Origin of the sequence: Stenotrophomonas sp. 17(2023) (assembly GCF_030345315.1) — a bacterium.
Classification (GTDB): domain Bacteria; phylum Pseudomonadota; class Gammaproteobacteria; order Xanthomonadales; family Xanthomonadaceae; genus Stenotrophomonas; species Stenotrophomonas acidaminiphila.
In genome coordinates this window covers 934,548-951,784 of record NZ_CP128405.1, presented here as the reverse complement: position 1 = coordinate 951,784, position 17,237 = coordinate 934,548, and the positions used below count along the sequence as shown (strand labels likewise).

Here is a 17,237-nt window from a genome sequence, read left to right as displayed (position 1 = left end):
ACTCCCAACCGGCGCCGGCTGCGCGTGCGCTCCCCGTCCACGCACGACGTCGTTGCCGTGGCGGCGGCCAGGGCAAGGGCAGATGGCGAAAAAAAAGCCCCGGGCTTTTGCCCGGGGCTTCGAATCAATGGCGGAGCGGACGGGACTCGAACCCGCGACCTCCGGCGTGACAGGCCAGCATTCTAACCAGCTGAACTACCGCTCCGCATATTGCAACCGCTACCGGTCGACTTCGCGACCGGGGTGCCACTGCATGCAGTGGCGGGTGGAACTGGCGGAGCGGACGGGACTCGAACCCGCGACCTCCGGCGTGACAGGCCAGCATTCTAACCAGCTGAACTACCGCTCCGCACTTGATTGTTTGCTTCCAGCACCACTCCAGGAAGAGTGGAGAGAAAGCAAGGCCCCCGATTGCTCAGGGGCCTTCTTGAAACTGGCGGAGCGGACGGGACTCGAACCCGCGACCTCCGGCGTGACAGGCCAGCATTCTAACCAGCTGAACTACCGCTCCACTTTCAATACTGCTCGACGGTGCTTCTTCGTGGTGGGTGCTGAGGGTTTCGAACCCCCGACCCTCTCCTTGTAAGGGAGACGCTCTACCACTGAGCTAAGCACCCCCGGTGAGCCGCTTAGTTTACAGCGTCCTTCAGGGCTTTACCAGCCTTGAAAGCGGGATTTTTCGAAGCGGCGATCTTGATGGTGTCGCCGGTCTTCGGGTTGCGACCGGTGCGCTCGGCACGCTCGCGGACCTGGAAGGTACCGAAACCCACCAGCGTCACGGCGTCGCCCTTCTTCAGCGCCTTGGTGATCTCGGCGACGACGGCATCGACCGCACGGCCGGCTTCGGCCTTGGAGAGGTCAGCAGCAGCGGCAACGCCGTCGATCAATTCGGTCTTGTTCATTATGTAATAACTCCCTATGCGGCAATCCGCGGAATAGATTGGATTGGTCGTCGCCATCACAGCGGCGGCGGCGGCCGTAAGATCCTGCAAACACGTCGCCCGCTCATCGAGCGGGCGCGTGAGTCGCACTTTTATACCAGCGCCCCCCTACCCACGCAAGCCGAAAAGCCAATAACGACGCGGGTTTCAAGGGATTTTGCGTTCATCATCAGTGCTTGACGCGCGCGGCCGGAGCTGCCTTTGCCCGCCCCCGCACCGCCACCCGCTGGCCGTTCTTGCGCACCTTCTTCGGCGCCAGCGGCGTCTCCAGCGCGATGTCCAGCACCTCATCGATCCACTTCACCGGAATGATGTCCAGGTCGCGGGTCACGTTGGCCGGGATGTCGGCCAGGTCCTTGCGGTTCTCCTCCGGGATGACCACCGTGCGGATGCCGCCGCGCAGCGCAGCCAGCAGCTTCTCCTTCAGGCCGCCGATGGCGGTGACGCGGCCGCGCAGGGTGATCTCGCCGGTCATGGCGACATCGGCCTTGACCGGGACCCGGGTCAGCGTCGACACCAGCGAGGTGACCATGGCGATGCCGGCACTGGGGCCATCCTTGGGGGTGGCGCCATCGGGCACGTGCAGGTGCACGTCATGCTTCTGCAGGAAGTCCACGTCGATGCCCAGCGCCTGGGCGCGTGCGCGCACCACCGACAGCGCCGCCGTCGCCGATTCCTTCATCACGTTGCCGAGCTGGCCGGTCAGCGTCACCGCGCCCTTGCCCGGGATCAGCGTCGATTCGATCTGCAGCAGGTCGCCGCCGACCTCGGTCCAGGCCAAGCCGGTGACCAGGCCGACTTCGTTCTCTTCCTCGGCACGGCCGAAGTCGAAGCGGCGCACGCCCAGGTACTTGTCCAGGTTGGCGGCGTCGACCACCACCAGCGCCCTGGGCTTCTTGGCGGACTTCCGGGCAGTCTTCCTGGCCGGCTGCGGGCCGGCGAGCGCGATCTCCTTGACCACCTTGCGGCAGATCTTGGCGATCTCGCGCTCGAGGTTGCGCACGCCGGACTCGCGCGTGTAGTAGCGCACGATGTCGCGGATCGCGTCCTCGTCGATGGCCAGTTCCTCCGGCTGCAGGCCGTTGGCCTTGAGCTGCTTGGGCACCAGGTAGCGGGTGGCGATGTTGAGCTTCTCGTCCTCGGTGTAGCCCGGGATGCGGATCACCTCCATGCGGTCCAGCAGCGGGCCAGGGATGTTGAGCGAGTTGGAGGTCGCCACGAACATCACTTCGGACAGGTCCAGGTCCACTTCCAGGTAGTGGTCGTTGAAGGCGTTGTTCTGCTCGGGGTCGAGCACTTCCAGCAGCGCCGACGACGGGTCGCCACGGAAATCCATCGACATCTTGTCGATCTCGTCGAGCACGAACAGCGGGTTCTTGCTGCCCACCTTGTTGAGGTTCTGCACGATGCGCCCGGGCATGGAGCCGACGTAGGTACGGCGGTGGCCGCGGATCTCGGCCTCGTCGCGCACGCCACCCAGGCTCATGCGCACGAACTTGCGGTTGGTGGCCTTGGCGATGGACTGGCCCAGCGAGGTCTTGCCCACGCCCGGCGGCCCGACCAGGCACAGGATCGGGCCCTTCATCTGCTTGACCCGCGACTGCACGGCCAGGTACTCGAGGATGCGGTCCTTGACCTTGTCCAGCCCGTAATGATCGGCGTCGAGCGTGTCCTGGGCGACCTTCAGGTCCTTGCGCACCTTGGTGCGCTTCTTCCACGGCACGCCCAGCAGCCACTCCAGGTAGTTGCGCACGACCGCGGCTTCGGCCGACATCGGCGACATCTGCTTGAGCTTGTTGAGTTCGTTCCTGGCCTTGGCCTCGACTGCCTTGGGCATGCCGGCCTCTGCGATCTTGCGCGCCAGCTCGTCCAGTTCGCCCGGCGCGTCGTCCAGATCGCCCAGCTCCTTCTGGATGGCCTTCATCTGCTCGTTGAGGTAGTACTCGCGCTGGCTCTTCTCCATCTGCGACTTGACCCGGCCGCGGATGCGCTTTTCCAGCTGCTGCACGTCGATCTCGCCATCGACCAGGCCCACCAGCATCTCCAGCCGGTCGCCGACCTGCAGCGTTTCCAGCAGCTTCTGCTTGTCGGCCAGGCGCACGCCGATATGCGCGGCGATGGTATCGGCCAGCCGCGACGGCTCCTCGATGCCGTTCAGGGTCTGCAGCAGCTCCGGCGGCAGCTTGCGGTTGGTCTTGACGTACTGCTCGAACAGCGACATCAGCGAACGCGCGATCGCATCGATCTCGCGCGACTCGCGCGATTCGTCCGATCCCAGTTCGGTGCCGGCGCCCTGCAGCGCGCCGTCCTGCTCGCGGATCCTGTCCACGGCCACGCGCGCCAGGCCCTCGACCAGCACCTTGATGGTGCCATCAGGCAGCTTCAGCAGCTGCAGCACCTGCGCCAGGGTACCGACGGTGTACAGGTCGGCGGCGGCCGGGTCGTCGGTCTCGGCCGACTTCTGCGCGACCAGCAGGATGCGCTTGTCCGCTTCCATCGCCCGTTCCAGCGCCTGCATGGACTTGTCGCGCCCGACGAACAGCGGGATGACCATGTGCGGGAACACCACCACGTCGCGCAGCGGCAGGACCGGCAGGTCGAGGACTTCGGTTTGGGTCTGGGCCATGGGGGGCTCCACTTGGATTCGGGGGTGGCCATGAAAAAAGCCGATGGCCCCGTTATGGGGCCATCGGCGGGGTGATGCAAGTGGCGTAGGAGGAGCACCTGAACCGGGCTTCATCCCACCCGGGCAGGATGTCCGAACTGCCTATTCAGTCACCGGATGCAGCCTTGGCCGGCGGCGTCTGGTAGATCACGTACGGCTCGGACTTGTGCTCGATGACCGACTCGTCCACCACCACCTTGCTCACGTTTTCCTGCGACGGCAGGTCGTACATGGTGTCCAGCAGCACCGACTCGACGATGGTGCGCAGGCCGCGCGCGCCGGTCTTGCGCTTGAGCGCCTTCTTGGCGATGGCCGACAGCGCGTCCGGACGGAACTCGAGCTCGACGTTCTCCATCTCGAACAGCTTCTTGAACTGCTTGGTGATGGCGTTCTTCGGTTCGGTCAGGATCCTGACCAGCGCCGTCTCGTCCAGCTCCTCCAGGGTCGCCACCACCGGCAGGCGGCCGACGAACTCCGGGATCAGGCCGAATTTGATCAGGTCCTCGGGCTCGACCTCGGCCAGCACCTTGCCCACTTCCTGCTTGCGCTCGCTGCTCTTGACCTTGGCACCGAAACCGATGCCGCCGGCCTCGCTGGAGCGCTGCTGGATGACCTTGTCCAGGCCGGCGAACGCACCGCCGCAGATGAACAGGATGTTCTTGGTGTCCACCTGCAGGAATTCCTGCTGCGGATGCTTGCGCCCGCCCTGCGGCGGCACGCTGGCCACGGTGCCTTCGATCAGCTTCAGCAGGGCCTGCTGCACGCCTTCGCCGGACACGTCGCGGGTGATCGACGGGTTCTCGCTCTTGCGCGAGATCTTGTCGATCTCGTCGATGTAGACGATGCCCTGCTGCGCCTTCTCGACGTCGTAGTCGCACTTCTGCAGCAGCTTCTGGATGATGTTCTCCACGTCCTCGCCGACATAGCCGGCTTCGGTCAGCGTGGTCGCATCGGCCATGGTGAACGGCACGTTGAGCAGCCGCGCCAGCGTCTCGGCCAGCAGCGTCTTGCCCGAACCGGTCGGGCCGACCAGCAGGATGTTGGACTTGGACAGCTCGACGTCGTCGCTCTTCTGACGGCTCTCGATGCGCTTGTAATGGTTGTACACGGCCACCGCCAGCGTGCGCTTGGCGCGGTTCTGGCCGATCACGTACTGGTCCAGGACCTCGAGGATCTCGCGCGGCTTGGGCAGCGAACTGCGTGCCGACTGCGCCTTTTCCTCAAGTTCCTCGCGGATGATGTCGTTGCACAGCTCCACGCATTCATCGCAGATGAACACGCTCGGACCCGCGATCAGCTTGCGTACTTCATGCTGACTCTTGCCGCAGAACGAGCAGTAAAGGATCTTGCCGCTGTCTCCGGAACGACCTTGCCGGTCTTCGCTCATGCTTCGCTTACCCAGTTGCTCCCCCCGTGAACAGGGGGTTCGATTTCGAGAATAGCACAGGGCCGGATGGACGCCAGTCCACTTCCGACCCTGCAGAAAACGCCGTGTTTTCGGCTACTTAGGCCGGTCACGCCGGCTGGATCGACTCGTCGGGACGCCGCTCCAGGACCTGGTCCACCAGGCCATAGGCCTGGGCATCGGCGGCGCTCTTGAAGTTGTCGCGCTCGGTGTCGCGCGCGATGGTCTCCAACGACTGGCCGGTGTGCTTGGCCAGCACCTCGTTCAGGCGCGCGCGCAGGGTCAGGATCTCGCGGGCGTGGATGTCGATGTCGGTGGCCTGGCCCTGGAAGCCACCCAGCGGCTGGTGGATCATCACCCGCGAATTGGGCAGCGCGAAGCGCTTGCCGGCCGCGCCCGCCGCCAGCAGCAGCGCGCCCATCGAGGCGGCCTGGCCGACGCAGATGGTGCTCACGTCCGGCTTGATGTACTGCATGGTGTCGTAGATCGCCATGCCGGCGGTGACCACGCCACCGGGCGAGTTGATGTAGATGCTGATGTCCTTTTCCGGGTTTTCCGCTTCCAGGAACAGCAGCTGCGCCACCACCAGGTTCGCCATGTGGTCGTCGATCGGGCCGACCAGGAAAATCAGGCGCTCCTTCAGCAGGCGCGAGTAGATGTCATAGGCGCGCTCGCCGCGGCTGGTCTGTTCGACCACCATTGGAACCAGGTTCAGGGCTTTGGCTCGGTTGTCCATTACGTGGGGCACCTAATCTTGACGGGGAAACATCACCCCGCGCCAGGGCGCGGGGCGGGTGGAGCGACCGCCTTACGGGCGGATCGCTTCCTGGAACGTCAGCACCTGCTCGGTGTGCTGGGCACGCTCGGCGATCCAGTCGATGACCTGCTCTTCCATCACGCGGTTCTGCAGGCCACTCATCAGCTGGGGATCGTTGCGGTACATCTCAATGACCTGCTCGGGCTCTTCGTAGGTCGAGGCGATCAGGCGCATGGTTTCGTTCAGGCGCTTGGGATCCAGGCGCAGGTCGTTGCGGCGTGCGACTTCGCCGACCAGCAGGCCGACCAGCACGCGCTTGGAGGCGGCGTCCTTGAAGCCCTCGTGGGCGTCGGCCGGCACCTGGCCCGGGTTGCCGCCCTGGCGGCGGATCGCGTCGACCTGCTGCGCCAGCATGGCACGGGCTTCGTTCTCGACCAGGCGCGGCGGCAGCTCGACCGAAGCATAGGCGGCGATCAGCTGCTCGCCCACTTCACGGCGCAGGCGGTTCATCAGCGCGCCCTTGAGCTCGCGCTCCAGGTTGGCGCGGATGTCGGCGCGGAACTGCGCCAGCTCGCCGTTCTTCACGCCGAAGCTCTTGATGAAGGCCGCATCGACCTCCGGCACCACCGGCTCGGACACCTCGGTGGCCTTGACCGTCACCTTGACGTTCTTGCCGGCCAGGGCCGGCACGCGCCAGTCGGCCGGGAACTCGACGTCCAGCGTCTTCTCTTCGCCCTTGGCCAGGCCGACCAGGCCCTGCTCGATCTGCTCGAACATCATGCCCTGGCCGATGATGATGGTGCCCTGCTCGGCGCCTTCGGCCGGCAGCCGCTCGTCACCGGCCTGCGACCAGGTTTCCAGCGCGACCAGGTCGCCTTCCTGCGCGCCACGCGCGACCGCCTTCCAGCTGCGGCGCTGCTGGCGCAGGTTCTCGATCATCTGGTCGATGTCGGCGTCGGTGACTTCGGCGCTGTGGCGCACCACGGTCAGCTTGGTCACGTCGACATCGCCGAAATCCGGCACCAGCTCGACGGTGGCGACGAAATCGAATTCGCCTTCGCCGGCCTTGTCGATGCGCGGATTGCCGGCGATGCGCAGCTCATGCTGGCGCAGCGCGGCGTCGAAGGTCTCGCGCAGCAGGCCGTCCATCGCCTCGGCGCGCACCTGCTGGCCGAAACGCTGCTCGACCACCTTGGCCGGCACCTTGCCCGGACGGAAGCCCTTGATGCGCACGGTGCGCGCGATCTCGCCGAGCCGGCCGTTGATGTGGCTCTGCAGGCGCTCCTCCGGCAGGGAGAAGGTCAGGCGGCGTTCCAGGTTGCCGGTGGATTCGATCGAAGCTTGCATGTGGACTCCTGCCACCGGTGGCGCCCTGGCCCCCGGCACGATGTGGAAGATGAACGGTTTCCGACGGACATGATTCCGCCGCAGCCCTGTAGTTTCGCCGATTCCGGCTGGCGCTTCCAGCCTGCCCCCGGACAGGTGCGCCCGGGGAACATCCGGCAGACACACGGATGGTGCGAAAGGGGGGACTCGAACCCCCACGCCTTGCGGCACTGGAACCTAAATCCAGGGCGTCTACCAATTCCGCCACTTTCGCGTCCGGCCGGCATTGTTGCAGACCTGTGGGCAAAAAAGCTGCCGGATGCGCCTTTTGCACCTGCAGGCGATCGCCCCCAGGGAGCGCCGACCGCGGGGACGGCAAGGCCACGGCATCGGGATGCACCGGCCACGCCCGGAAGCAGGCAAAGAAAAGGGCATCCGCCGTAGCGGATGCCCTTGTCTGGTGGGCTGTCAAGGATTCGAACCTTGGACCTATTGATTAAGAGTCAACTGCTCTACCAACTGAGCTAACAGCCCTGAAACATGGGTGCGCACTGCTGCCTGCGACACCGGATTCCTGCAGGAAAACGCAGGACCCTCACTCTAGAGGAAAACAGCCACCCGGCGTGCCAGGTGGCTGTCTTTGTTGGTGGGCCGTCAAGGATTCGAACCTTGGACCAATTGATTAAGAGTCAACTGCTCTACCAACTGAGCTAACGGCCCTGAAAATCAGGGGGCAAATGATACCTGCACCCTTCAGTTCCTTCAACCCCGGAATGCACATTCCGGCGTCTTTCTGTTCAATGGGGTGGCTGAGGGGATTCGAACCCCCGACCACTGGAATCACAATCCAGTACTCTAACCAACTGAGCTACAGCCACCACTGAAAACTACAACCCACCGCTTGCGCCGATTGGCGCGCCCGACAGGAATCGAACCTGTAACCGCCGGCTTAGAAGGCCGGTGCTCTATCCAGTTGAGCTACGGGCGCTCTGACCGGATCGTCGCACTCCAACACGCGCTGGTCGCATCGGATGGTCGGGGTAGAGGGATTCGAACCCCCGACATCCTGCTCCCAAAGCAGGCGCGCTACCAGACTGCGCTATACCCCGGCGGTGAATCTCCCGAGGTTCCCCCCGAAAGGTCGGCTATTGTCGGAACTGTGGAGCAGTCTGTCAACGGCGGATTTCATCGCGACGGCGGTTGGTTATGCCGCCGGCATCCACATCCGACCCGGGCGCCTCACGTGCGCAGCGGCAATCCAGCCCTATCCGACTCCACCTTCCTCGATCCCGGCAGCGGTGCGGTGGTCTCGCGCGGCGCCGGGGCAATGACCCTCAACGGCACCGTCAACAAGACCGGCCTGCTGTTGCTGCTGGCGGTACTCACCGCGGCCTTCGCCTGGAACCAGGCGCTGACCGATACCGGCGAGCGTGCCAGCGGCGCGCGCCTGTACCTGTGGGGCGGACTGATCGGCGGCTTCGTGCTGGCCATGGTCACCCTCTTCAAGAAGCGCTGGGCGCCGGTCAGCGCACCGCTCCATGCGCTGCTCGAAGGCCTGTTCCTGGGCACGATCCCGGCGCTCTACGAGGCGCATTTCGACGGCATCGTGTTCCAGGCGGTGCTGCTGACCTTCGGCACCCTGTCCGCACTGCTGTTCGCCTACCGCAGCGGGCTGATCAAGGCCACCGGGAACTTCAGGCTCGGCGTGGTGGCGGCGACCGGCGGCATCGCCCTGGTGTACCTGGCGACCCTGTTGCTGGGGCTGTTCAACATCAACATTCCCTTCATCCACGATTCGGGCCTGATCGGCATCGGCTTCAGCCTGTTCGTGGTGGTGATCGCCGCGCTGAACCTGGTGCTGGATTTCGACTTCATCGAGAGTGGCGTGGAAGCCGGGGCACCGAAGTACATGGAATGGTATGGAGCGTTCGGGCTGATGGTGACGCTGGTATGGCTGTACATCGAGTTCCTGCGCCGGCTGTCCAAGCTGCAGTCGCGCAACTGACCACAGGCCGGCGCCGGGCGGCACGCCGCCGCGCAGGCCTGGCCCGTCACCAGCGCGAACCGGAACCAGAAAGGGCGCCATCGGCGCCCTTTCTGCTTTCCTCGATGCCGCGCCGCGGTTACAGGCGGCTGGCGATGGCCCGGGCGAAGTCCATGGTGCCGCCGGTACCGCCGAGGTCGCCGGTCAGCGAATCCTTGGCTTCCATGGTGGCGACGATGGCCTTGCGCAGGCGCTCGGCGTTCTGCGGCTGGCCGACGTGGTCCAGCATCTGCGCGGCGCCCAGCAGCAGCGCGCACGGGTTGGCGATGCCCTTGCCGGCAATGTCCGGCGCGGTGCCGTGGACGGCTTCGAAAATAGCCGCGCTCTCGCCGATGTTGGCGCCCGGGGCCAGGCCCAGGCCGCCGACCAGGCCGGCGCACAGATCGGAGATGATGTCGCCGAACAGGTTGGTGGTGACGATCACGTCGAACTGCTCGGGGCGCATCACCAGCTGCATGCAGGCGTTGTCCACGATCATTTCCTGGAACTCGATTTCCGGGTACTTCGCGGCCACTTCGCGGGCGACGTTCAGGAACAGGCCCGAGGTCGACTTGATGATGTTGGCCTTGTGCACGGCGGTGACCTTCTTGCGGCCGGTGCTGCGGGCCAGCTCGAAGGCATAGCGCACGATGCGCTCGGAACCCTTGCGGGTGATGCGGGTGCCGGAGAACGCCGTCTCGCCGTCAGCCGAGACTTCCTGGCCTTCGGACAGGTAGGCGCCTTCGGTGTTCTCGCGCACGGTGATCAGGTCGACGTTCTCGTAGCGCGACTTGGTGTTCGGGAACGAGATCGCCGGACGCACGTTGGCGTACAGGTCGAACTGGCGGCGCAGGGCCACGTTGATCGAACTGAAGCCACCGCCGACCGGGGTGGTCAGCGGGCTCTTCAGCGCGACCTTGTTCTTCTTGATCGATTCCAGCGTGCTGGCCGGAATCAGCTCACCGTGCTTTTCCAGCGCGGCCAGGCCGGCATCGGCGAACTCGTAGGACAGCCCGGTGCCGAGCTTGTCGAGCACGAACAGGGTCGCGTCCATGATTTCCGGGCCGATGCCATCGCCGCGGATGACGGTGATTGTCTGCGTCATGATTTGGGTTCCGAACTGGGAGGGGGAGCGTGCGCCGGCCGGCTGCCCGGGATCAGGCGCATCCAAAAGTTTCAACTGTCAATTATGCCTGATCCGCCCGCCCCGCCCCAACTGGACCAAGGTCGCAGGTTCAGCCGTGGTCGTGCCCGGCCGGCGCCTCGGCGGCCCCGGACTCCAGCTGGTCCAGGAAGTCCACCGCGCGCCGCAGGTGCGGGATCACGATCGAGCCGCCGACCACCAGGCCCACCGAGAAGGTCTCGAAGAACTCCTCGCGGCTGACCCCGGCGTCCTTGCACTGGGCCACGTGGTAACTGATGCAGTCGTCGCAGCGCAGCACCAGCGAGGCCACCAGGCCCAGCAGCTCCTTGGTCTTCACGTCCAGCGCGCCGGCCTGGTAGGTCTGCGTGTCCAGCGCGAAGAAGCGCCGCACGACCTGGTTGGGTTCGGCCAGGATGCGCTGGTTCATGCGCTGGCGGAATTCGGTGAATTCGGCCACGCGGTCCTTGTCGGCGCCGCTCATGCGCCCTGCCCCGCGAACAGCGGCTCCAGCTTGCCGGCACGGTGCAGCGCCATCATGTCGTCGTAACCGCCCACATGGACCTCGCCGACGAAGATCTGCGGCACGCTGGTACGGCGGGTCAGCGCCATCATCTTTTCGCGCTCGGCCGGGTCCAGGTCGATGCGCACCTCGTTCCAGGTGCGGCCCTTGCTCTTGAGGAAATTCTTGGCCGCCACGCAGTAAGGACACACGGCGGTGGAGTAGATGGTGATCTCGGGGGTCTGGGTGCTCACGGGAAACTCCGCGCGGGGAATGGTGTCCCTATATGGTAGCGGTGCGCCGGATCACACCGCCCAACGCTGGAACACTGCGGGTTAACCTGTGCTTCACACCTGCGGCCCGCTTCCCCGTCATTCTCCGCCCAGCCTCACCGGAGCCCCACGCTTGCGAACCCTGCTGCTCGCCACCGCCGTCGCCCTGGCCCTGGCCCTGGCCACTCCCCTGTCCCGGGCCCAGGACAGCAAGCTGCCGGACATCGGCTCATCCGCCGGTGAACTGCTCACCCCGGCGCGGCAGGCCGAGTATGGCGGCATGATGCTGCGCGAACTGCGCAACTACGGCTACCTGGTGGACGATCCGCTGGTCGACGACTGGCTGCAGTCCATGGGTACCCGGCTCGGCTCCAACAGCGCCCAGCCGCAGCAGAAGTTCACCTTCTTCATGCTCAAGGACCGGCAGATCAACGCCTTCGCCACCCTCGGCGGCTACATCGGCATGAATGCCGGCCTGGTGCTGACCGCCGAGCGCGAGGACGAGGTCGCGGCGGTGCTGTCGCACGAAATCTCGCACGTCACCCAGCAGCACGTGCTGCGCAGCGTCGAGAAGGCGCAGCGCGACCAGATACCGATCCTGCTGGGCATGCTCGCGGCGGTGATCGCGGCGCAGCAGGCCGGTGGCAACTCCTCCGGCGACGCCACCATGGCGGCAATCAGCTCGGGCATGGGCCTGATGCAGCAGCTGCAGATCAACTTCACCCGTTCCAACGAATCGGAGGCCGACCGGCTCGGCATCCGTACGCTGGCGCGCAGCGGCTACGACGTCGATGCGATGGCCGGCTTCTTCGAGCGGATGTCGGCGGCCATGCGCGGCAACGAGGGCGGCTACTCGACGCCCGACTTCCTGCGCACCCATCCGGTGAACATCACCCGCATCAGCGAGGCCAAGGCCCGCGCCGAGCAGATCAAGAAGGACACGGTGCTGCTGACCACCACCACCCCCGGCGGCGTGCGCCAGGAGCGGGTGAACCCGGCCGACCCCATTCCCGATCCGGCCAGGGCCAGCGGCAACCCGCTGCTGCCCGGCTCGCTGCAGCTGTCGCTGCCGTCGATCGGCCTGCCGCGCGGCGCCAGCGGCCAGTTCGACTGGGCCCGCGAACGCCTGCGCGTGCTCAGCGCCCCGACGCCGTCCGAACTGGTGCGCGAATACGAGGACCTGCGCCGCAGCCAGAAGGATGGCCTGAGCGATCCGCAGCGCTATGGCGTGGCCATCGCCCAACTGCGCGACGGCACCGGCGCGCTGCAGCAGGCATTGCAGGAGCTGCAGCAACTGCAGTCCAAGCACCCCGACAACCTGTGGGTGAACCTGGCGCTGGGCGAAGCCGAGTCGCGCAACGGCCGCCACGCCGACGCCAACCGCCGCTTCGAGGCATTGCTGCAGAAGCTGCCGCAGAGCCGCCCGGTGGCGCTGACCTACGCCCAGGTACTCAACGAGCAGGGCGGCAGGGAGGCCGGCAAGCGCGCCCAGGCCATGTTGCGCCCGCTGCTGGCCCGCGCCGGCGACGACCCGGTGTTCCAGCGCACCTTCGCCCGCGCCTGCGAGCTGGCCGGCGACAACGCGCGCGCCAGCGAGGCCTATGCCGAGGCCGCCTACCTGAACGGGCGTCCGGAACAGGCCCTGCTGCAGTTCCAGGCGCTGCTCAAGCAGCCCGGCCTGGACTACGTGAGCCGCGCCCGGGTGGACGCGCGGATCGAGGCGATCATGCCGACCGTGCTGGAAATGCGCCGGCTGGGCATGCGCGACCCGGACATGCAGCGCCGCTGACCCCACGCGCTGCCGGCGGGAAGCCGGGGGGACGGCGCCGCCGGCGATGTCACAAACCGGTCATCAAACCGTAGTCTACTGGGCACATCCGGTCCGATGGGCTTCATGGTAGGCAAGACGTGCAGAAACGCATTCTTATCGTCGATGACGAACCGGCGATCCGCGACATGGTCGCGTTCGCACTGCGCAAGGGAGAATACGAGCCGGTGCACGCCGGCGACGCGCTGGAGGCACAGACCGCCATCGCCGACCGCGTGCCGGACATGATCCTGCTGGACTGGATGCTGCCGGGCACCAGCGGGCTGGAGCTGGCCCGCCGCTGGCGCAAGGAAGCGCTGACCCGCGACGTGCCGATCATCATGCTCACCGCACGGGGCGAGGAAAACGACCGCGTCGGCGGGCTCGAGGCCGGCGTGGACGACTACGTGGTCAAGCCGTTCTCGGCACGCGAACTGCTGGCGCGCATCCGCGCGGTCATGCGCCGCACCCGCGACGACGACGAGGACGGCAGCGTGGCGATCGGCCCGATCCGCATCGACGGCGCCGCGCACCGGGTATTCGCCGGCGATGCGCCGGTCTCGATCGGCCCCACCGAGTACCGCCTGCTGCATTTCTTCATGACCCATCCCGAGCGCGTCTACACCCGCTCGCAGTTGCTGGACCATGTGTGGGGCGGCAGCGTCTACGTGGAGGAGCGCACCATCGACGTGCACATCCGCCGCCTGCGCAAGACCCTGGAACCGTTCGGCGCCGAGAACATGGTGCAGACCGTGCGCGGCGCCGGCTACCGCTTCTCGGCCTCGGTCTGAGCACGGCGCCGCGGCCGGCGCCCGTGCTTCCTGCTATAACCGGTCACGGTTCCCAAGGTTCCACCCGCACCACCCGAGAGCGCAATGCCCCGCCAATTCCGATCCGCCTGGTTGAAGACGCTGGCCACCCTGGCCGCGCTGCTGTTGTCGGCCCTGCTGATCGGTGCCCTGCTCGGCCATCCGGCGCTGGTGCTGGCGCTGGCCGCGCTCGGGATCCTGGCCTGGCACTACTGGCGGCTGCGCCAGGTGCTGCTGCGCCTGACCGCGCGCCAGCGCTGGGAGACCGCCCGCGGCACCGGCGTGTGGAACGAGCTTGACCGCCTGCTGTACCGCAACCAGCAGGAAATGCGGGTGCGCAAGCGGCGCCTGATCGACATGCTGCGCAGCTACCGCGCCGCCGCCGCGGCGCTGCCCGACGCGGTGGTGGTGGTGGACCGCAACACCCAGCGCGTGCAGTGGTTCAACGAGGCCGCCACCGCGCTGCTGGGCCTGCAGCACCCGGCCGACATGGATGCGCCGCTGGTCGAGCGCCTGCAGCCGCTGCCGCTGGCGCACTGGCTGGCCGGCGGCCGCAACGCCGAGCCGATCCTCGATGCCAATTCGCCGGTCGATCCGGGCATCCGCCTGCACCTGCGCCTGATTCCGTATTCGGACCACCACTGGCTGCTGGTGGCGCGCGACGTGACCAAGCTGCTGCACCTGGAACAGGTGCGCCGCGACTTCGTCGCCAACGTCTCGCACGAACTGCGCACGCCGCTGACGGTGGTGCATGGCTACCTGGACATGATGGACCCGGAGGATTTCCCGGACACCGGGCCGATGCTGGCGGAGATGCGCAAGCAGTCCCAGCGCATGGCGCAGCTGGTCGAGGACCTGCTCACCCTGTCGCGGCTGGAATCGCAGCAGCAGACCGAGCTGGAAACCGTGGCGATGACCTCGATGCTCGCCTCGCTGCGGCGCGAAGCCGAGGCCCACAGCCAGGGCCGCCACACGATCACCATCGAGGACAGCGCCGGCGTCGACCTGGCCGGCTCCAACAAGGAGCTGCACAGCGCCTTCTCCAACCTGGTCACCAACGCGGTGCGCTACACCCCGGCCGGCGGCCGCATCACCCTGACGTTCGCCCGCGAGGGCGACGGCGCGGTGCTGGCGGTGACCGACACCGGCTACGGCATCCCGGCCAGCCACCTGCCGCGCCTGACCGAACGCTTCTACCGCGTGTCCAGCAGCCGTTCGCGCGAGAGCGGCGGCACCGGCCTGGGCCTGTCCATCGTCAAGCACATCCTCGGCCTGCACCAGGCGCGCCTGGACATCCGCAGCGAAGTCGGCCAGGGCAGCACCTTCGCCTGCCATTTCGACGCCGAACACGTCCGCCCGCGCACCGCCCTCCCCTCGCCACCGTCCACGGAAGACTCCCCGGCATGAACGCTCCCGTCCCGTCCCCCGTTGCCACGGCCCCCGGCAACGACCCGCTGCGCGACCCGGCGCTGTACATCAACCGCGAGCTGTCGCAGCTGGATTTCAATTTCCGCGTGCTGGCGCAGGCGATGGACGAGCAGGTGCCGCTGCTGGAGCGGCTGCGCTTCCTGTGCATCTCCTGCACCAACCTGGACGAGTTCTTCGAGATCCGCGCCGCGGCGGTGCGCCACGCGCAGGAATTCGGCCTGCCGCCGGCGCCGGACGGCATGAGCCCGCAGGAAATCCTGACCGCCATCCACGACCGCGCCGCCGAACTGGTGGAACAGCAGTACCGCTGCTGGAACGAAGTACTGCGCCCGGCGCTGCAGGACGCGGGCATCGGCATCCTCTCGCCGTCGACCTGGACCCCGCGCCAGCGGCGCTGGCTGCGCGCCTACTTCCGCAACGAGATCATGCCGGTGCTCTCGCCGCTGGGGCTGGACCCGTCGCATCCGTTCCCGAAGATCCTCAACAAGTCGCTGAACATCGTGGTCGTGCTCAAGGGCACCGACGCCTTCGGCCGCGCCGGCCACCTGGCGCTGGTGCGCGCGCCGCGTTCGCTGCCGCGCATCATCCAGTTGCCCAAGTCGCTGGGCGGCACCCAGAACTTCGTGCTGCTCTCGGCGGTGCTGTCCACCTTCGTCAACGAACTGTTCCCGGGCATGGACGTGCGCGGCGCCTACCAGTTCCGGGTCACCCGCAACTCCGAGCTGGTGGTGGACGAGGAGGAAGTGGAGAACCTGGCGCTGGCGCTGCGCGACGAACTGGTCGACCGCGGCTACCGCCCGGCGGTAAGGCTGGAGATCGCCCACGACTGCCCGCGCGCGATCGTGCAGACCCTGCTGCAGAACTTCGGCCTGTCCGAGAACGCGGCCTACCGCATCGACGGCTCGGTCAACCTCAACCGCGTCATCCAGGTCTACGACCTGGTGCAGCGGCCGGAGCTGAAGTACCCGCCGATGACGCCGCGCGTGCTCAAGACGTCCGAAGGCATCTTCGAGGCGGTGGCGCGCGGGGACGTGCTGCTGCACCACCCGTTCGACTCGTTCAGCACCGTGCTGGAGCTGATCCGCGAAGCGGCGGTGGACCCGAACGTGCTGGCGATCAAGCAGACGCTGTACCGCACCGGCAAGGATTCGGGGATCGTCGAGGCGCTGATCCTGGCCGCGCGCAACGGCAAGGACGTGACCGTGGTGGTCGAACTGCGCGCGCGCTTCGACGAAGAGGCCAACCTCGGCCTGGCAGATCGCCTGCAGGATGCCGGCGTGCAGGTGGTCTACGGCGTGGTCGGCTACAAGACCCACGCCAAGATGCTGCTGATCGTGCGCCGCGAGGGCCGCAAGCTGCGCCGCTACGTGCACCTGGGCACGGGCAATTACCACAGCGGCACCGCGCGCGCCTACACCGACCTGAGCCTGATCACCGCCGATCCGGACATCGGCAACGACGTGCACCAGCTGTTCCAGCAGTTGTCCGGGCTGGCCTCGAAGATGAAGATGGAATACCTGCTGCAGTCGCCGTTCACCCTGCATGCCGGCCTGCTGCAGCGGATCGAGCGCGAGACCCGGCTGGCGCTGGACGGCAAGCCGGGGCGGATCGTCGCCAAGATGAACGCGCTCAACGAACCGCAGGTGATCCGTACCCTGTACGCGGCGTCGCAGGCCGGCGTGCAGATCGACCTGATCGTGCGTGGTGCCTGCACCCTGCGCCCCGGGGTGGAGGGGGTCTCGGACAACATCCGGGTGCGCTCGATCGTCGGCCGCTTCCTGGAGCACAGCCGCGTCTACTGGTTCGGCAACAACGGCGCGCCGGAGCTGTACTGCGCCAGCGCCGACTGGCTGGAGCGCAACCTGCTGCGGCGCGTGGAGACCTGCTTCCCGATCCTGGACAGCGACCTGGCCCGGCGGATCTACCGCGAGGTGCTGCAGAACTACCTGGACGACAACCTCAACGCCTGGGAACTGCAGGCCGACGGCCGCTACCGCAAGTGCACGCCGCAGCCCGGGCAGCCGCCGCATTCGGCGCAGCAGGCGCTGCTGGAAGCGCTGTAACCGCGCGCCGCGGCCGCCGGAAGGGGCGGCGCCTGCAGGCCCGGACGCGCGTGCGCACGCGCACCGGGCCATGGCGCCGGCTTCCGGATCCGCGCCCA

The 17,237-nt window shown here is 66.9% G+C and carries 13 protein-coding genes and 10 tRNA genes; 5 read left to right on the top strand and 18 right to left on the bottom strand.

Annotation, left to right across the window (positions count from 1 at the left end; translation table 11 throughout):
* Positions 1-128 precede the first annotated feature (128 nt).
* From QQA12_RS04225 to QQA12_RS04155, 15 genes are all read right to left on the bottom strand, one after another.
* A tRNA-Asp gene (locus tag QQA12_RS04225) sits at positions 129-205 on the bottom strand.
* A 67-nt stretch (positions 206-272) separates the two neighbouring features.
* Positions 273-349: transfer RNA gene (locus QQA12_RS04220), tRNA-Asp, on the bottom strand.
* Positions 350-434: 85 nt separating this feature from the next.
* A tRNA-Asp gene (locus QQA12_RS04215) sits at positions 435-511 on the bottom strand.
* Between the two features lie 31 nt (positions 512-542).
* Positions 543-617: transfer RNA gene (locus QQA12_RS04210), tRNA-Val, on the bottom strand.
* A gap of 12 nt (positions 618-629) precedes the next feature.
* A complete protein-coding gene (locus QQA12_RS04205; RefSeq protein ID WP_054663508.1) occupies positions 630-902 on the bottom strand; it encodes an HU family DNA-binding protein in 273 nt (90 codons plus the stop codon).
* Positions 903-1,110: 208 nt separating this feature from the next.
* Positions 1,111-3,567 carry an endopeptidase La gene (lon, locus tag QQA12_RS04200; protein ID WP_226050238.1) on the bottom strand — a complete coding sequence of 819 codons (2,457 nt, stop codon included), beginning with the start codon at positions 3,565-3,567 and terminating at the stop codon, positions 1,111-1,113.
* Positions 3,568-3,712: 145 nt separating this feature from the next.
* Positions 3,713-4,993 carry an ATP-dependent Clp protease ATP-binding subunit ClpX gene (gene clpX, locus QQA12_RS04195; protein WP_054663502.1) on the bottom strand — a complete coding sequence of 427 codons (1,281 nt, stop codon included), beginning with the start codon at positions 4,991-4,993 and terminating at the stop codon, positions 3,713-3,715.
* Positions 4,994-5,120: 127 nt separating this feature from the next.
* The gene (gene clpP, locus QQA12_RS04190; RefSeq protein ID WP_054663499.1) at positions 5,121-5,747 is read right to left on the bottom strand and encodes an ATP-dependent Clp endopeptidase proteolytic subunit ClpP; all 627 of its coding nucleotides are present in this window, start codon (positions 5,745-5,747) and stop codon (positions 5,121-5,123) included.
* A 72-nt stretch (positions 5,748-5,819) separates the two neighbouring features.
* Entirely contained in the window at positions 5,820-7,115 is a 1,296-nt protein-coding gene (gene tig, locus QQA12_RS04185) for a trigger factor (RefSeq protein ID WP_226050239.1), read from the bottom strand.
* Positions 7,116-7,283: 168 nt separating this feature from the next.
* Positions 7,284-7,368 (bottom strand) — tRNA-Leu (locus QQA12_RS04180).
* A gap of 184 nt (positions 7,369-7,552) precedes the next feature.
* Positions 7,553-7,628: transfer RNA gene (locus QQA12_RS04175), tRNA-Lys, on the bottom strand.
* Positions 7,629-7,738: 110 nt separating this feature from the next.
* Positions 7,739-7,814: transfer RNA gene (locus tag QQA12_RS04170), tRNA-Lys, on the bottom strand.
* A gap of 81 nt (positions 7,815-7,895) precedes the next feature.
* Positions 7,896-7,972, bottom strand: a tRNA-His gene (locus QQA12_RS04165).
* Between the two features lie 33 nt (positions 7,973-8,005).
* Positions 8,006-8,082: transfer RNA gene (locus QQA12_RS04160), tRNA-Arg, on the bottom strand.
* 44 nt (positions 8,083-8,126) lie between these two features.
* Positions 8,127-8,203: transfer RNA gene (locus tag QQA12_RS04155), tRNA-Pro, on the bottom strand.
* A gap of 134 nt (positions 8,204-8,337) precedes the next feature.
* Here QQA12_RS04155 and QQA12_RS04150 point away from each other — a divergent pair.
* Positions 8,338-9,099, top strand: coding sequence for a Bax inhibitor-1/YccA family protein (locus tag QQA12_RS04150; RefSeq protein ID WP_226050240.1), 762 nt, complete (start codon positions 8,338-8,340; stop codon positions 9,097-9,099).
* Between the two features lie 118 nt (positions 9,100-9,217).
* Here the strand turns inward: QQA12_RS04150 and QQA12_RS04145 are convergent, their stop codons facing one another.
* The 3 genes from QQA12_RS04145 to grxC all read right to left on the bottom strand — a co-directional run bounded on the left by QQA12_RS04145 (position 9,218) and on the right by grxC (position 11,014).
* On the bottom strand, positions 9,218-10,222 hold the full coding sequence (locus QQA12_RS04145; RefSeq protein ID WP_054668603.1) for an isocitrate dehydrogenase: 1,005 nt from the start codon (positions 10,220-10,222) through the stop codon (positions 9,218-9,220).
* A 130-nt stretch (positions 10,223-10,352) separates the two neighbouring features.
* Entirely contained in the window at positions 10,353-10,742 is a 390-nt protein-coding gene (locus QQA12_RS04140; RefSeq protein WP_054663491.1) for a carboxymuconolactone decarboxylase family protein, read from the bottom strand.
* Positions 10,739-11,014 (bottom strand): glutaredoxin 3, encoded by a 276-nt coding sequence (gene grxC, locus QQA12_RS04135; protein ID WP_054663488.1) that lies wholly within the window; start codon positions 11,012-11,014, stop codon positions 10,739-10,741. The genes QQA12_RS04140 and grxC overlap by 4 nt, the downstream gene beginning before the upstream one ends.
* A gap of 151 nt (positions 11,015-11,165) precedes the next feature.
* Between grxC and QQA12_RS04130 the strand changes: the two genes are divergently transcribed.
* The 4 genes from QQA12_RS04130 to ppk1 all read left to right on the top strand — a co-directional run bounded on the left by QQA12_RS04130 (position 11,166) and on the right by ppk1 (position 17,139).
* Positions 11,166-12,821 carry a M48 family metalloprotease gene (locus QQA12_RS04130; protein ID WP_226050241.1) on the top strand — a complete coding sequence of 552 codons (1,656 nt, stop codon included), beginning with the start codon at positions 11,166-11,168 and terminating at the stop codon, positions 12,819-12,821.
* 119 nt (positions 12,822-12,940) lie between these two features.
* Positions 12,941-13,630, top strand: coding sequence for a phosphate regulon transcriptional regulator PhoB (gene phoB / locus QQA12_RS04125; protein ID WP_054663482.1), 690 nt, complete (start codon positions 12,941-12,943; stop codon positions 13,628-13,630).
* 84 nt (positions 13,631-13,714) lie between these two features.
* Entirely contained in the window at positions 13,715-15,055 is a 1,341-nt protein-coding gene (gene phoR / locus QQA12_RS04120; protein ID WP_054663479.1) for a phosphate regulon sensor histidine kinase PhoR, read from the top strand.
* Positions 15,052-17,139: a polyphosphate kinase 1 gene (gene ppk1, locus QQA12_RS04115; RefSeq protein ID WP_226050242.1), complete on the top strand. Its 2,088-nt coding sequence runs from the start codon at positions 15,052-15,054 to the stop codon at positions 17,137-17,139. The genes phoR and ppk1 overlap by 4 nt, the downstream gene beginning before the upstream one ends.
* Positions 17,140-17,237: the final 98 nt, after the last annotated feature.

Coding starts and splice junctions, on each gene's coding strand:
- clpP (WP_054663499.1), bottom strand. CDS start 5,747: ATGGACAACCGAGCCAAAGCCCTGAACCTGGTTCCAATGGTGGTCGAA.
- ppk1 (WP_226050242.1), top strand. CDS start 15,052: ATGAACGCTCCCGTCCCGTCCCCCGTTGCCACGGCCCCCGGCAACGAC.
- clpX (WP_054663502.1), bottom strand. CDS start 4,993: ATGAGCGAAGACCGGCAAGGTCGTTCCGGAGACAGCGGCAAGATCCTT.
- phoR (WP_054663479.1), top strand. CDS start 13,715: ATGCCCCGCCAATTCCGATCCGCCTGGTTGAAGACGCTGGCCACCCTG.
- QQA12_RS04145 (WP_054668603.1), bottom strand. CDS start 10,222: ATGACGCAGACAATCACCGTCATCCGCGGCGATGGCATCGGCCCGGAA.
- lon (WP_226050238.1), bottom strand. CDS start 3,567: ATGGCCCAGACCCAAACCGAAGTCCTCGACCTGCCGGTCCTGCCGCTG.
- QQA12_RS04205 (WP_054663508.1), bottom strand. CDS start 902: ATGAACAAGACCGAATTGATCGACGGCGTTGCCGCTGCTGCTGACCTC.
- QQA12_RS04140 (WP_054663491.1), bottom strand. CDS start 10,742: ATGAGCGGCGCCGACAAGGACCGCGTGGCCGAATTCACCGAATTCCGC.
- tig (WP_226050239.1), bottom strand. CDS start 7,115: ATGCAAGCTTCGATCGAATCCACCGGCAACCTGGAACGCCGCCTGACC.